At 37.1% G+C, this 14,085-nt stretch carries 11 protein-coding genes; 6 read left to right on the plus strand and 5 right to left on the minus strand.

Annotated features, from left to right (window positions below; all coding sequences use genetic code 11):
- Nucleotides 1–17 precede the first annotated feature (17 nt).
- The gene (locus BHE19_RS05405) at nucleotides 18–332 is read right to left on the minus strand and encodes a GxxExxY protein (protein WP_070906247.1); all 315 of its coding nucleotides are present in this window, start codon (nucleotides 330–332) and stop codon (nucleotides 18–20) included.
- 248 nt (nucleotides 333–580) lie between these two features.
- Here BHE19_RS05405 and BHE19_RS05410 point away from each other — a divergent pair, with 248 nt between their 5' ends.
- Nucleotides 581–1,327 carry a lysophospholipid acyltransferase family protein gene (locus BHE19_RS05410; protein ID WP_070906248.1) on the plus strand — a complete coding sequence of 249 codons (747 nt, stop codon included), beginning with the start codon at nucleotides 581–583 and terminating at the stop codon, nucleotides 1,325–1,327.
- Nucleotides 1,328–1,882: 555 nt separating this feature from the next.
- Here BHE19_RS05410 and recA read toward each other — a convergent pair.
- The 4 genes from recA to BHE19_RS05430 form a co-directional block, all read right to left on the minus strand.
- Nucleotides 1,883–2,890 (minus strand): recombinase RecA, encoded by a 1,008-nt coding sequence (recA, locus tag BHE19_RS05415; RefSeq protein ID WP_017495770.1) that lies wholly within the window; start codon nucleotides 2,888–2,890, stop codon nucleotides 1,883–1,885.
- A gap of 148 nt (nucleotides 2,891–3,038) precedes the next feature.
- On the minus strand, nucleotides 3,039–3,548 hold the full coding sequence (locus tag BHE19_RS05420; protein WP_026109914.1) for an acyl-CoA thioesterase: 510 nt from the start codon (nucleotides 3,546–3,548) through the stop codon (nucleotides 3,039–3,041).
- A 134-nt stretch (nucleotides 3,549–3,682) separates the two neighbouring features.
- Nucleotides 3,683–4,066 carry a DoxX family protein gene (locus tag BHE19_RS05425; protein WP_070906249.1) on the minus strand — a complete coding sequence of 128 codons (384 nt, stop codon included), beginning with the start codon at nucleotides 4,064–4,066 and terminating at the stop codon, nucleotides 3,683–3,685.
- Between the two features lie 7 nt (nucleotides 4,067–4,073).
- Nucleotides 4,074–5,222: a DNA polymerase III subunit gene (locus BHE19_RS05430; RefSeq protein ID WP_070906250.1), complete on the minus strand. Its 1,149-nt coding sequence runs from the start codon at nucleotides 5,220–5,222 to the stop codon at nucleotides 4,074–4,076.
- Nucleotides 5,223–5,659: 437 nt separating this feature from the next.
- Here BHE19_RS05430 and BHE19_RS05435 point away from each other — a divergent pair, with 437 nt between their 5' ends.
- The 5 genes from BHE19_RS05435 to BHE19_RS05455 all read left to right on the plus strand — a co-directional run bounded on the left by BHE19_RS05435 (nucleotide 5,660) and on the right by BHE19_RS05455 (nucleotide 13,981).
- Nucleotides 5,660–6,112 (plus strand): hypothetical protein, encoded by a 453-nt coding sequence (locus BHE19_RS05435; RefSeq protein ID WP_017495775.1) that lies wholly within the window; start codon nucleotides 5,660–5,662, stop codon nucleotides 6,110–6,112.
- Between the two features lie 185 nt (nucleotides 6,113–6,297).
- Complete coding sequence (locus tag BHE19_RS05440) at nucleotides 6,298–7,590, plus strand: hypothetical protein (protein ID WP_017495776.1); 1,293 nt, start codon at nucleotides 6,298–6,300, stop codon at nucleotides 7,588–7,590.
- A 100-nt stretch (nucleotides 7,591–7,690) separates the two neighbouring features.
- Nucleotides 7,691–8,104: a hypothetical protein gene (locus BHE19_RS05445; RefSeq protein ID WP_070906251.1), complete on the plus strand. Its 414-nt coding sequence runs from the start codon at nucleotides 7,691–7,693 to the stop codon at nucleotides 8,102–8,104.
- Nucleotides 8,101–9,582: a gliding motility protein SprC gene (gene sprC, locus BHE19_RS05450; protein ID WP_070906252.1), complete on the plus strand. Its 1,482-nt coding sequence runs from the start codon at nucleotides 8,101–8,103 to the stop codon at nucleotides 9,580–9,582. The genes BHE19_RS05445 and sprC overlap by 4 nt, the downstream gene beginning before the upstream one ends.
- 1 nt (nucleotide 9,583) lies before the next feature.
- On the plus strand, nucleotides 9,584–13,981 hold the full coding sequence (locus BHE19_RS05455; RefSeq protein ID WP_070906253.1) for a PorP/SprF family type IX secretion system membrane protein: 4,398 nt from the start codon (nucleotides 9,584–9,586) through the stop codon (nucleotides 13,979–13,981).
- The last annotated feature ends 104 nt before the right edge of the window (nucleotides 13,982–14,085 follow it).

Raw genomic sequence — 14,085 nt, forward strand, 5'->3', positions numbered from 1 at the left:
TCATTGAAGTTTATAAGTCAGCCTAGTTTGTATTTTCCAAGTTTTAAGTATGTTAAAGTTTGGGCTAAATGAATTGTGGTTAATGATTCTACACTTTTTATTTCGACTACAAGTTTGTTTTCTACCAATAGATCAACACGATAACCACAATCTAGTTTTACTTCTTCAAAAATTAGAGGCATCGCTTTTTCTTTTTCTACAGAAAGACCACGTTGTTTAATTCTATAAAATAAACATTCTTTATATGCATTTTCAAGTAAACCGGGACCGAGTGCTTTGTGAACCTGAATTGCTAGTCCGATTACAATTGTAGATATTTCATTCTCTGTCATAATGTTAAATTTAATAATTTTTTTCTTATAATTAATTAAATTTTAACCATAGAGAGACAGAAAGTTTTTCGCAGAGAAAAGGAAGTTAGATCTACAAAAAATGGACTTAAAACCTGTTAACTTAGAAAAAGCTTTTCTATTTAAAAAACTCTGTAAACTCTGTGAAAAACTTTGTGTTCTCTGTGGTAAAAAACACGAGCATAAATTCTTTTTGTAGAATTCATTTCTGATTTATTACATTTGAAACCATGAAAGGATTAAAAGTTGTTTTTTGGGTTTTATGGCGTGTATGGTTTTATATTTTAATGGCCATTCCGATATTGATTATGCTGCCGTTTTTGCTAGTTTCTATAGCATCAGAGAAGGGTTACCCCTATTTTTTTAAAATGGCCCGCATTTGGGCTAAATTTATCCTTTTCGGGATGGGTTTTTATTATAAAGTCGAGCGTGAAGAGAAGCTGGTTCGAAATAAGAGCTATATGATCGTGGCCAATCATACTTCGATGACCGATATTATGCTAATGCTGGCTCTGGTTAAAAATCCGTTTGTTTTTGTTGGAAAGAAAGAGCTTTCAAAGATTCCTTTGTTTGGATTTTTCTATAAAAGAACCTGTATTTTGGTTGATAGAAGTTCTTCGAAAAGTAAAAATGAGGTTTTTAAAAGAGCGCAAAACAGGTTGAATCAAGGGCTTAGTATTTGTATTTTTCCTGAAGGCGGAGTTCCTGACGACGAATCTATTTTACTGGATGAGTTTAAGGACGGTGCTTTTCGTTTGGCAATCGAGCATCAGATTCCGATCGTTCCCATTGTTTTTGCAGATAACAAGGAAAGGTTTTCATATACTTTTTTCAGTGGAAGTCCCGGAAAAATGCGTGCAAAGGTACTTCCTTTTGTTTCTACAGACGGATTGACGGCTGACTATCGAAAAGAACTGCGAGATCAGGTAAGACAAATGATTTATAAAGATTTACTGAAGTTTAAAAATAAAGAATAGTAACTCATTTTAAGGATAAAACCCGGCAAAATTTTCAAAATTGCCGGGTTTTCTTTTGAATTAAAATTACTCCATTTTATATTCAATAATGATTATCTATGAATTATTTTTTCGGAAATAAAACGCAATACTTTTCTCAATCTCAATTTGGTTTTTTTACGGTTTTTGTTGTACAACACTTCTATTCTCTCTTTCATGGTTAAAATATTTTAGGTTGATACTAAAGAGTTTAACAAAACTCAAGTTAATGATATACTATGATAGAGCGTAAAAAATGAAAAAGGTTGCGTGAAAAGGTGAAAAAAAAGAATAAAAACCCGTTAGAACCAAAAAACTAACGGATTTTTATTGAACAAACCAACCAAATTTAAAGAAAAACCTTTGATCAGATACTTTTGGCTAAGTACCAGTCAAATCTTTTGTCTCTTACTAAGATGACTCGGTTGCGGAATGGTTGCGTCATTAAATGCATATTTTTTTAAATAAAAAACCCGATCATTTTTTGGAAACGATCGGGTTGTGTGTAAAGTATTGATTGTAATACTTTTAATGATTTTAAGCGTCTGCTAATTCTTTGATATGTGCTTTGATTTTAATCTCAAGTTCGTCCGCTAATTCCGGATTATCTTTGATCAAAGCTTTAACAGCATCACGACCTTGTCCTAATTTGGTGTCGCCATAACTAAACCAGGAACCTGCTTTTTTAACGATTTCAAATTCAACAGCAAGATCAAGAATTTCACCTGTTTTAGAAACTCCTTCTCCGTACATGATATCAAATTCGGCAGTTTTGAAAGGCGGAGCAACTTTGTTTTTTACAATTTTAACTTTGGTTCTGTTTCCAATTACATTTTCACCGTCTTTAATTTGCGAAGAACGACGAATATCTAAACGTACCGAAGCGTAGAATTTTAGAGCATTACCTCCCGTTGTGGTCTCAGGATTACCAAACATAACACCAATTTTTTCTCTCAACTGGTTGATGAAGAAAACGGTACAGTTTGTTTTACTGATGGTTCCGGTAAGCTTTCTCAATGCTTGTGACATTAAACGTGCATGAAGACCCATTTTAGAATCTCCCATTTCACCTTCGATTTCACTTTTTGGAGTCAATGCAGCAACAGAGTCAATTACCACAATATCAATTGCTCCTGAGCGAATTAAATTTTCGGCAATTTCCAGCGCTTGTTCTCCATTATCCGGTTGCGAGATGATTAAGTTTTCGATATCGACACCCAATTTTTCGGCATAATTTCTGTCGAAAGCATGTTCAGCATCTATAAAAGCAGCTATTCCGCCGGCTTTTTGAGCTTCGGCTATTGCATGCAAGGTTAGAGTGGTCTTACCAGATGATTCTGGACCGTATATTTCAATAATTCTTCCTTTTGGATATCCATTTACTCCAAGGGCTAAATCAACGCCAAGTGAGCCAGAAGAAATCGTTTCTACCTCCACAATGGCTCTGTCGCCCATTTTCATTACGGTTCCTTTTCCGTAGGTTTTGTCAAGTTTATCAAGCGTTAGTTGTAACGCTTTTAATTTGGCTTCTTTGTCTGAACTCATCTTTTCTTAAATGTCTAAATTGTTATTTTTTTCTTTCAAATAAATGTAAAGAAGATACTAACTTCTTGATCTTTATTAGTGCGGCTTATATTTTGTAAAAATAGTTCTTTTTTCGAAGTTTGATTGTTCCAAATTGTCACAATTTGTACTACAAGAATAAAGCCTTTAATTCTGTGGCATCGGAAGGATTTAGTTTCCCGGCTAACACTAAACTAAGCTGTTTACGACGCAAAGCGGCATCAAAACGTTGTATTTCAAGTTCAGTTTCAGGCAATATAGCAGGTACTTCTACAGGTCTGCCGGTATCGTCTACGGCTACAAAAGTGTAGATGGCTTCGTTGGCTTTGGTTCTGTTACCAGATTCGCGGTCTTCTACCCAAACATCAATGAAAACTTCCATCGAACTTTTGAAAGATCTTGAAACTTTTGCTTCAACCGTTACAACACTTCCTAACGAAATGGCTCTGTTAAAAGCCACGTGATTTACAGAGGCCGTAACTACAATTCGGCGGGAATGTCTGCGGGCTGCAATACTTGCGGCACGATCCATTCGGGCTAATAATTCGCCACCAAAAAGGTTGTTTAAAGGATTTGTTTCACTTGGTAAAACTAAATCGGTTAAGATTGTAAGGGACTCTGATGGGTGTTTTGCATTCATTTTTTTACTGTAAATTTTATTTTTTGCCACAACTTTATTTTTTGATTTCAATTCAGTTTTGTTTTACGAATGTTGAATCTGTGACGATTTAATTTAATTTTTTATTGACTTTGAAGCGGTACGATTATGTCAGATTAGTTCAGCCAGTAAACCGCCATTACTGCCGGAATAAAATAGATAACTATGGTTCTTGCACCGTCGTAATCTTTGGCTAATCGCTGTCCGAAAAGCATCATTAGCAATGTGATACATGAAAATATAGCTCCGTATAAACCAAATTCCCGGCCACTGTCGGTGAGCAATTGTATCGCTCCGACAACACATAAAATTCCGGAGATTAATTCCATAATTAAAAGATGAAGCAGGGCAAGTGGTACTTGGTTTTTAAGTCTTGTTTTGGCAAAATGTCCTTTAAGCCACTCGACGTTGTCTTTCCAGTAAAATATTTTTTCGTATCCGGACTGTAAGAAGGTTAAAGCTAAAAATGCTAATAGTAAAATGGAGGCAACATTATTCATTTGATAACTATTTTTTGTGGATTAAACGAGTCAGTTTTATAGATAAGTCGGTTAGAATTATTTTTGCATTTCCGTTTCTTTCGATATGATACATCGCATCCGAAAGTTCTTTGAAAATTTCGTGAATATTGTTCCCGTTGACAAAAGGGGCAAAATTTTCGAGTTTGAATTTATCTACTTTTGGTTCGATGTACACAAGAGTAGGAGCCTGATAGTTAAGCAGCAAGGCTTGTCGAAACATTTCCATGCAAAACTGGATGAATTTTTTCTGACTTTCACGTCCCAGACCGGCAATTTCTTCACTCCAGGAAATTAAATCCTGAATAGCAGCCGCATTTCCTTTCGCTCTAAACGCAGCACGAACCCAATTGACAAACCACTGTTCGAAAGGTAACTCCGAATCATCTTCTTTTAAAAGATGTAAGGCTTTACTAAAATTTCCCTGTGCCTGATGTGCGATTTTAAAAGCTAATTTTTCGTCGATATTTTCTTTAGAAACTAAAGCTTCTGCAATTACTTTTTCGGGAAGCCCGTTAAAATGAATAACCTGACAACGGGATCGGATGGTTTGAATAATATCTTCTTCGTTTTCAGAAATAAGAATGAAAATAGTCTTGTCTGAAGGTTCTTCGAGTAATTTCAAAAGTTTGTTGGAGGCGGCAATATTCATTTTATCGGCCATCCAGATAATCATAATTTTGTAACCGCCTTCGTATGATTTTAATGAAAATGATTTCAAAACTTCCTGTGCATCTTCAACTCGAATTTCTCCTTGTTTGTTTTGAACACCAAGTACTTTGTACCAGTCAAACAAACCTCCATAAGGCATTTCCTGTATAAAAGAGCGCCAGTCCTGAATAAAATCTAAACTTTTGGGTTTTGTTTTGACATCCTCAGTGGTCACTGTCGGATAAATAAAATGCAAGTCGGGATGAGAGAGATTTTGAAATTTCAAATTGCAGGAATCATTTCCGTTTGAGTTTTCGTCTCCTGTGTTGTTGCACAAAATATATTGTGCGTAGGCAATTGCTGTAGATAATGTGCCACTTCCTTCCGGCCCAATGAATAGTTGTGCATGCGGAATTCGTCCGGAAGCTGCACTTTTTATCAAGTGACTTTTGATGTAATCCTGACCTAAAATTTGAGAAAATTGCATGAAGCAAAGATAGAAGAAAATGATGTAGTCAAAAATTTTAGCTCAAAAGTTTATCCAGACAGAGACATTTCTAATAATCATGAAGATTTCGGGCTGTTTTTTTGATGTTTGTTAACCAACTTTTGTTAATAAACATAGCAAGATGTGGAGATATTAAGACTTTTTTGTTAATAGTTTTTTGCTGTATAACGATTAACGAAAGCTTTTTTTGATTAATACTGTAGCGTATTGTTTTGTTTTTATAGCCAATATCTTACCCTTTAAGATCGAGTCAATTTTAACTAAAACCTCGTTAAAACGCACATTTTCTCGACATAACGCTGGTTTTTAAGCTTTTTTTAAGCTTTTTTTTTGAAAAAAGAAATTAATAAAGTTGCAGTTTAAGTTAATTTCTATATTTTTGTTTTTATGAACAACCAATTATAAACTAAGAATCTATGAAAGGGAAAATTATTTTATTAAGTGCACTTTTTTTTATGACGACTGGTGCCATTTCGGCTCAGGCGAAAAATGCTCCAAGAAGTATAATCAGTACAACTGCGATTATTCGCAAATACCATGATCAAAAAGAATTGAGTGGTATGCAAAAAGGAGAACTTTTAGAATTGTACATCGAGCGTATTAAAGTTTTAGTAAAAACTCTTCCTTACATTGCTTTGGTAACAAAACCGGGAGTTACAATGGCCGACTTAGGTATTCCGGACGACAACGAACACAAAAAAGTGTTAGATGGACAGGCTGTTGGTACAACAACATTTTTAGATACAACAGTAGAATTTCAAAGAAAGATGATGCCGTATTCTGATAAAGGAAACTTAATCGCTGCAATTTTATTCTACGAAAGCACATTGAAATCTTTACACGAGTTCAACGAATTGAACGAAATGTAATATTTATAATTTTTAAAACTTTTTTTGGCAATGTTTATATAGATGATTAAATTTATATAGATGTTTTTAGAAAAGAAATAAAAAACAACTCTCTCGAAAAGTTCTGAGTATTATCAGAAAATTCGAGACGAGTTTTTTCATTTACGCATACCCAAATTTATTATTAACTGTAATACCCCCTTATCATGAAAAAAATTACTCAAATGATCTGCGTTCTTTTGACAGTTACGAGTATGAGTGCTCAACAAGAGAAAGGAATTATGGGCTACAACAATTGGTTGAACAACTGGACCGAATTTAAGCCTAACAAAGTAGAGTATGGAGAAGCAAACCAAATTTTAGCAGGAAATATTTCTGTTAATACTAAATTGCTGAAAAAGAATATTTATGTACTGCAAGGTAATGTTTATGTTACGAACAATGCAGTTTTAACTATTGAACCAGGAACTTTAATCATTGGTGATTTTGAAACAAAAGGAACTCTTGTTGTAACAAAAGGTGCCCAAATTATGGCCGATGGTTTAGAGACTGACCCAATCGTATTTACTTCAAACCGTAGCCAGAAAAAAGCTGGAGACTGGGGTGGAATCGTAATTCTTGGCGATGCACCAATTAATAAATTTGGAAATGTTGGTTCTTACAACTTAGATCTTGATCCTAGTTTAACGACTTACGGTGGTGATAATGCTGCTGCTAATTCAGGAATTTTAAGATTTGTAAGAGTTGAATTTGCAGGTAAAAAAGTAAAAGGTGTGGATACTTTCAACGGTATAACTTTTGCCGGTGTTGGGTCTAAAACAGTACTTGACAACGTTATGGTAAGCTACTCTGGTGGTGACTCATTTGCCTTTTTTGGAGGTGATGTAAACGCTACTAAATTTGTATCTTATAAATCAATCAATGACGATTACAAATTTACTCAGGGTGTACAATGTCGTTTGTACAATTCATTAGCAGTAAGATCTTCTTATTTATCAAGTAATAAAGACGGTTCTCGTTGTATGGAAGTAAAATCTTTCGAAAAGAAAAGTGAAACAGATTTTACTAAAAAACAAACTTTAGTTGTTGCAACTAATATCACTATGCTTAATGACAGCGAAAACATCAAAGCTGATATTCAGTCAGGATTAGTAAAAGAAGCTGTTTTTGTAGCTGAAAATGCTTCTCTTGAAATGAAGCGTAGTGTAATTTCCGGATTTAATCCAGCTGTTTTATTAGACAGTAAAACAGAAATTAATGATGCTAATCTTAAGAAAATCAAATTTGAAGAAATGTACTTTAACCTATGTAACGGAAATATCTTTACAGAGTACAACTCAAACAATGAAGATTTAGAAAGCTGGTACGGAAATAGTGTATTTTTCAATGTGTATTCTCAAAGTAACAACAGAGAGACTTTCATTGATATTTTCAATCCTAAGAAACCAGATTTCAGATTGCAATTAGGAAAAATTACAGCGTCTAGCAGCAACAGATAATAGATTTCGATTTTTATTTCAGCGTAAATTTTATTAATAAAGTCCCCAGACACAATTTATGTATTCGTCTTAATACCGGACAAATAAAGATCAAGACATAATGGCACCATCTAGAAAAAAATATTTTATATATATAATATTTTTGGTTTTCCCTATTTCGCTTAGTTTATATGCTCAAAATACCACAGTAGAACGACCTACTTCTACTGAAGTAATAAGCGAAATAAGAGGCTGTGAGAACCAAAAGATAAAAAATGCTGATCAAGTATGTATCGGCGAATTAGATAATTCTAATCAGTTATTAGCAGGGCTATCCATCCCCAAGGATAGCCTTTCTATGGCAGCTGAAGGGAAACATCAGAATTCAGAGTGCAAAGAAAATTCGTTTTTAACCGGTTCTTTTTCAGTTCTTGCAAAGGATATTATCGAGAACTATAAGTACGATTTTTCTGAAACATTTATTGATATCCTCTTTTTTGAAGACATAGATTTAGCAAGAACACGCACTATATGATTCAAAAAATTACCCCAAATTTTACCAAAATAGTGCTTTTGTTTTCTTTAGTTGTTTTAACTAAATTAAATTCATATGCCCAAACGCCAGTAATAGGACCACAGCAGCTTCCCTTTGAGAGAATCTGCGCTGGTTTTATTGTCAATGGCGTGGTGTTTAATGAATATTTTGCAACTTTCAGCTACGTGGATTTTCCCGCTGGGACAACTTTTGCCGTAGAACTTTCTGATGAGACCGGAAGTTTTACAAACCCAACTGCTACTACAACACTTGCGGTTACAGATGATACTGCTTTAAAACAACAGACAATTAAATTTGCGGTTCCTACTAATCTAAAAGGATCAGATGCATACAGCTTACGCGTTAAGAGCTTAAATACTACACCTGTAGTAAATAGCCCAAGATTTAAGAACGCCGTTGGTAATACAACCTTTTCTGTGTATTACAGTACTTATGTAAGTTCGTTTTATATTAACGAAAAACAGCCAACAGCATCTTTTTGTGCTGGCGGAAATCTTACACTCTCCGTTTATAATCCTACACCTTCTGATCAGGCTTCGTCACCTGCTAATTACTCCAATCTAAAATACAAATGGTACAAAGATGGTGCTGTAATTGCCGGACAAAGTTCTAAAGATTTGATTGTAAATGCTGCCGGAAAATATTATGCCGAAATTGACTATGGTTTATGTTCTGATGTAAATTTTAGCTCTAATCGTGTTGATGTAACCACATCGGGATCGGGAGGATCGGCAGTTACCATTAGCTCTAGTTTAGGAAACCCATTTTGTGCATCCGGATCAGGAACTGTTTTAACAGCTACTTCCGGAAACACTTATGTATGGAAGAAAGACGGAGCGATAATTTCTGGTGCTACTACCCGTAGTATTAATGCAAATGCATCGGGAGTTTATACCGTACAGGTTGATTTTGGAGGATGTAGTGCTACAGGAACTATCGATCTGAAAAGTAATAGCTTTAATGCAAGTATAGACGCGCCGGAAACCACTTCAATAAACGAGGGGGAGACTCTGAATGTTTCAGTTACAACAGATGCTTCAAATCCTACTTTTGAATGGTTTTTAAATGGAAACGCAATTGCAAGTGCAACATCAAGTTCTTATGTTGTATCTATTCCTGGTAATTATAAAGTTAAAATTTCTCAGGCATCGGGCTGTATTTCTTCTCAGGAGTTTAGTTTTAAAGTTACGGGACCAATGGCGTCGACGACAGTGATTCCTAATGTTGTAAGTCTCCAGAATCCTTATTGGAATATTCCGGATGTTTATAAAACAGTCCAGACGAAAATAATAATCATGAGCTCTAATGGTGAAATTATGTATGACGGTTTAGGTAGTGATTATAATCCTGAAACCAATACGTTTATAAAAGATTTTAAAAATGTTAATCCGGTATATTACTATGTCATTAAATCCGACAATGGTGAAAAAAAAGGATCAATAACTGTAATAAGGTAATATGAAGAAAATTTTACTATTCATCACGCTATTTTACGGTTTTTCAAATACACTCTATTCTCAGGACAAAAATGAGGATGGAGTTGTTTCGTTTTCGTTGCCTATTAGAAATTCTTTAAAGTTTAATCGATATTTAATTAACCCGGCTTTTAGTTTTGTTCGTGAAACAAATGCTTATGCCAGTTTTTATAATAAAAGACAATGGGTACAGTTTGAGAATGCACCAAACACCTATTTAGCCAATTATTCAGGCCGTTTCAGAGAAAATGAAGCTTTTGCTTTTGGTCTGTTTCAGCAAAATTATGGTTTAATGACGGTCTTTGGAGGAATCGGAAACTTTGCGCATAACATCGTTTTAGAACAGGACAGTAATTTGACTTTTGGTTTGAACGTTGGGGTTTACCAAAGCAGTTTGAATAAAGGAAAAATTATATCAAATGATCCAAATATTTTAATGGGTGATTATCCATCAAATACGTTGCTTACAGTTAATCCGGGAGTTAATTACGGAACAGAGTTCCTTGACTTTGGACTAGCGGTAAACAATCTGATCCTTTATAATTTCGGTGGCGGAATTGTAAAAGAAGATCCTGAAAGAGCGATTCAGTTGCATGCCATGTATACAGGATACATTGACAGTTTTGGTTTTTTTGACAGAAGTAAATTTTCAGGAATTGTAAAAACAGAAGTTAAAAAAGGTAAGACAGTAATTTCCGGACTTGCAATGATTGCAATTCCAAAAGGAGTTTGGGCTCAAGCAGGATACAATACATTATATGGGATTTCTGCCGGTCTTGGGTTTAATATCTCTCCAAGTATCGCATTTGAATACAACTATGAAAAAGGAATGGGAAATTTTACCAATATGGGAGGTTCTCATGAATTTACAATTGCTTATAAATTTAAGAATAAAAACTATTACTATGGTGATGATGAAGAAGGTTCTTTAATAGATCCGGCTAAACCAAAACCGGTAATGGCTAAACCGTCATCAGCGACAACTGCTGAGAGAACTGATGGTGCAGAAAAAGCGAGACTGGCTGCCGATGCTAAGGCTAAAGCCGATGCGGAAGCGCTAAAAGTGAGACTTGCAGCAGCCGAAAAAGTGAAGGCTGATGCCGCAGCAGCAGCAAAAGCAAAATTAGAAGCAGACAATAAAGCCAAAGCTGATGCCGAGGCACTTAAGATAAAAATAGCCGCTGACGCAAAAGCAAAAGCCGATGCTGCAGCAGCGACGAGAGCGCAAACTGCAACGGCAAACAGAGCTGTTGCTGCAGAACAAAAAACACAGGCGCAGTTGGCTGCAGATAAGGTAAGAGCCGATGCTGAAGCCCGTAGGATAAAATTAGCTGCTGATAATAAAGCGAGAGTAGATGCAGCGGCAGCGGCAAGAGCGAATGCTGCTAATGCAAATAAGCCTGCTGCGACGCCACAAAAAACACAAGCACAACTGGCTGCTGATAAAGCCAAAGCTGATGCCGAAGCAATGAAATTGAAATTAGCTGCAGATGCTAAAGCAAAGGCCGATGCTGAAGCTGCTAAAGCAAAAACTGCGGCAGAGAATAAACCGGCAACAGCGCCACAAAAAACTCCGGCTCAATTAGCTGCTGACAAAGCAAAAGCTGATGCGGAAGCCGCTGCAAAAGCAAAATTAGCTGCCGATGCTAAAGCAAAAGCTGACGCGGAAGCTCTGAAAATAAAACTAGCAGCAGATGCAAAAGCGAAAGCTGATGCTGCAGAAGCAAAACGTAAGGCAGATGCAAAAGCGAAAGCAGAAGCTGCAGACTTACAATCAATTTTAGCTGCGGATGCAAAAGCGAAAGCAGATTCAGATGCGCTTCAGGCGAGACTGGCTGCTGAAGCTAAAGCCGCCGCTGCTGCTGCTGCAAAAACAAAGGCAAGTATAGATGCTGCCAATAAAGCAAAATTAGCTGCTGATGCGAAAGCTAAAGCCGCTGAAGAAGCTGCCTTAAAAGAAAAACAAGCTGTTGAAGCTAAAGCCAAAGCAGATGAAGAAGCAAGACAAGCCAGAATCGCTGCGGATGCTAAAGCGAAAGCCGATGCAGAAGCTCTTAAAGCGAAGTTGGCTGCGGATGCTAAAGCGAAGGCCGATGCAGAAGCACTTCAAGCGAAGTTGGCTGCGGATGCTAAAGCGAAAGCAGATGCGGAAGCTCTTCAGGCAAAATTAGCTGCTGATGCTAAAGCCAAAGCCGATGCAGAAGCACTTCAAGCGAAGTTGGCTGCGGATGCTAAAGCGAAAGCCGATGCGGAAGCTCTTCAGGCAAAATTAGCTGCGGATGCTAAAGCCAAAGCGGATGCCCAGGCTCTTCAGGCGAAGTTGGCTGCTGATGCGAAAGCGAAAGCCGATGCAGAAGCACTTCAAGCGAAGTTGGCTGCTGATGCTAAAGCCAAAGCCGATGCAGAAGCACTTCAAGCTAAGTTGGCTGCTGATGCTAAAGCCAAAGCAGATGCTGAAGCACTTCAGGCGAAATTAGCTGCCGACGCTAAAGCGAAAGCTGATGCAGAAGCCCTTCAGGCGAAGTTAGCTGCCGACGCTAAAGCGAAAGCAGATGCTGAAGCTCTTCAGGCGAAATTAGCTGCTGATGCTAAAGCAAAAGCTGATATGGAAGCTTTACAAGCTAAATTACTTGCGGATGCGAAGGTAAAAGCGGATGCTGAAGCAACTGCGAAAGCGAAAGCAGATGCAGAAGCAAAACAATTACAGGAAGCGGAAGAAGCTCGTTTGGCAAAATTAGCTGCTGATGCAAAAGCAAAAGCAGATGCTGAAGCACTTCAGGCTAAGTTAGCTGCTGATACCAAAGCGAAAGCAGATGCGAAAGCCAAAGCCGATGCAGAAGCTCTCCAAGCGAAGTTAGCAGCAGACGCTAAAGCCAAAGCCGATGCAGAAACCCTTCAAGCGAAGTTAGCTGCTGATGCTAAAGCGAAAGCCGATGCAGAAGCTCTTCAAGCGAAGTTAGCTGCTGATGCTAAAGCAAAAGCAGATGCCCAGGCTCTTCAAGCGAAGTTAGCTGCTGATGCTAAAGCCAAAGCCGATGCCCAAGCTCTTCAAGCGAAGTTGGCTGCTGATGCTAAAGCTAAAGCAGATGCAGAAGCCCTTCAAGCGAAGTTAGCTGCTGATGCTAAAGCGAAAGCAGATGCCCAAGCTCTTCAAGCGAAGTTGGCTGCCGATGCTAAAGCTAAAGCAGATGCGGAAGCACTTCAGGCTAAGTTAGCTGCTGATGCTAAAGCCAAAGCAGATGCAGAAGCCCTTCAAGCGAAGTTAGCTGCCGATGCTAAAGCGAAAGCTGATATGGAAGCTGCACAAGCGAAGTTATTGGCGGATCAAAAAGCGAAGGCCGATGCTGAAGCAACAGAAAGATTAAAAGCTGAGGAAGAAACAAGACAGTTGCAATTAGCAGAAGAAGCTCGTTTGGCAAAATTAGCTGCCGATGCTAAAGCTAAAGCCGATGCGGAAGCTCTTCAGGCTAAACTTGCTGCCGATGCACTTGCAAAAGCTGCTTCAGCTCCAAAAGATGATACAGCGAAAGCAATAGATAACTTATCTCAGTCTATCGAGAGCGCAAGTAAAATGCAGAAAGATTTATTGTCACAGTTTAATACAACAGTGGCAAGTAAACAAAAAGACTTGAACGACTTAAGAGAAGAGAATGATTTAAGTGAAAAAGGAATTTATAAAGAACCAAAACCTTTCAAAAGTGTGGCGGCTGAGAACAGTCAGCTAGAAGCTTTAAAATCTCAACTTGCTGAAGTAAATAAAGCACAGAAAGATGAAATTGCGAAGTTGACTAATTTATACAATGAAAGGCTTAAAAAGTTTCCTAATAAAAACGATGCTTTGAATAAGGCTTATCTGGAAAAGATAAACGAGTTAAAAGCAGCACAATTGAAAATGGAACAGGATAGTGCAACGTTACTTTCTAATTTAGAACGTATCAAGGCTGAGACTGAAATTGAGAAAAAACGTCGAATCAAACGTGCAGCATATGAGAATGATCAGGGCCGATATGCACAGGATGTTGCCGCTCTTAAGCGTATTAGAGAAACAACAAAATTAAGCAGTACGCCTCTAACAGCAAGTGATTTTGATTTCGGTGAAGACCAATCAAATATGCAGATTATCAAGAATATTAAGAATGCTGATGGTGGATATTATTTAATTATTGCAGTTCACAGCAGTGTTGAAAAACGCGATCAGTTCCTCGCTAAAGCAGTTGCAGCAGGACGTACAGATGTTAATTTCTTCTACAATGTAACGACAAGTAAGTATTACATCTATTATGAGAAATTTGACGGACTGTCAGAAGCTACAAAAGCGCTGGAAGCAAAAGGGACTAAGCCATACAATGGAAAAATGGCAATTGTGAAAGTGGAGAATTAATATAATTATTGAGAATAAAGCCCCGTCCTTTTTATTTTTGAGAAGGACATCTATTATAAATGTTTCAGAATGCTTTGATTTATTTTTTAACGCCCCTTAAAAAA

It is taken from the genome of Flavobacterium tructae, assembly GCF_001853485.1.
Lineage (GTDB): Bacteria > Bacteroidota > Bacteroidia > Flavobacteriales > Flavobacteriaceae > Flavobacterium > Flavobacterium tructae.

What these genes read in the sequence shown, in the direction of transcription:
- BHE19_RS05405 (WP_070906247.1), bottom strand. Translation starts at nt 332, where the DNA reads ATGACAGAGAATGAAATATCTACAATTGTAATCGGACTAGCAATTCAG.
- BHE19_RS05445 (WP_070906251.1), top strand. Translation starts at nt 7,691, where the DNA reads ATGGCACCATCTAGAAAAAAATATTTTATATATATAATATTTTTGGTT.
- BHE19_RS05440 (WP_017495776.1), top strand. Translation starts at nt 6,298, where the DNA reads ATGAAAAAAATTACTCAAATGATCTGCGTTCTTTTGACAGTTACGAGT.
- BHE19_RS05430 (WP_070906250.1), bottom strand. Translation starts at nt 5,222, where the DNA reads ATGCAATTTTCTCAAATTTTAGGTCAGGATTACATCAAAAGTCACTTG.
- BHE19_RS05425 (WP_070906249.1), bottom strand. Translation starts at nt 4,066, where the DNA reads ATGAATAATGTTGCCTCCATTTTACTATTAGCATTTTTAGCTTTAACC.
- BHE19_RS05420 (WP_026109914.1), bottom strand. Translation starts at nt 3,548, where the DNA reads ATGAATGCAAAACACCCATCAGAGTCCCTTACAATCTTAACCGATTTA.
- sprC (WP_070906252.1), top strand. Translation starts at nt 8,101, where the DNA reads ATGATTCAAAAAATTACCCCAAATTTTACCAAAATAGTGCTTTTGTTT.
- BHE19_RS05410 (WP_070906248.1), top strand. Translation starts at nt 581, where the DNA reads ATGAAAGGATTAAAAGTTGTTTTTTGGGTTTTATGGCGTGTATGGTTT.
- BHE19_RS05455 (WP_070906253.1), top strand. Translation starts at nt 9,584, where the DNA reads ATGAAGAAAATTTTACTATTCATCACGCTATTTTACGGTTTTTCAAAT.
- BHE19_RS05435 (WP_017495775.1), top strand. Translation starts at nt 5,660, where the DNA reads ATGAAAGGGAAAATTATTTTATTAAGTGCACTTTTTTTTATGACGACT.
- recA (WP_017495770.1), bottom strand. Translation starts at nt 2,890, where the DNA reads ATGAGTTCAGACAAAGAAGCCAAATTAAAAGCGTTACAACTAACGCTT.